Here is a 281-nt window from a genome sequence, read left to right as displayed (position 1 = left end):
AGGCACATGCGCTTGCGGTTGGCCGTGTTCGCGGCGGCGGTTCTGCCGTGCTTGGTGCGGCTGATCCGGTCGAGGACGCCGCGGGTGAGGAGCGCGCCCTTGCCCGGCTCGTCGAACGCGACCATGGGCACCGTGTTGGTCTCCAGCCAGCGGATCACCGGTGCGAGGTTCGCGGGCGGTTCGGCATTGTCGCGGACGCGATAGCTGTAGGACCAGCGCAGCGCGGCCCGGCGGGTGTCGGCGTCGAAGGCGGAGTTCTCCTTGGTCAGGAGAGCCTCGGT

Annotated in this window: 1 protein-coding gene; it reads right to left on the bottom strand. The window is 70.1% G+C overall.

The genetic code is table 11. The features are described 5' to 3' along the window. Window positions 1–281, bottom strand: a 281-nt coding sequence (locus tag HTZ77_RS45050; RefSeq protein ID WP_205304753.1) for a hypothetical protein, incomplete at both ends; no start/stop codon positions are given.

Source organism: Nonomuraea montanisoli (assembly GCF_013363975.1).
GTDB classification, from domain to species: Bacteria; Actinomycetota; Actinomycetes; order Streptosporangiales; family Streptosporangiaceae; genus Nonomuraea; species Nonomuraea montanisoli.
This window is presented reverse-complemented; position numbering and strand designations above follow the sequence as displayed.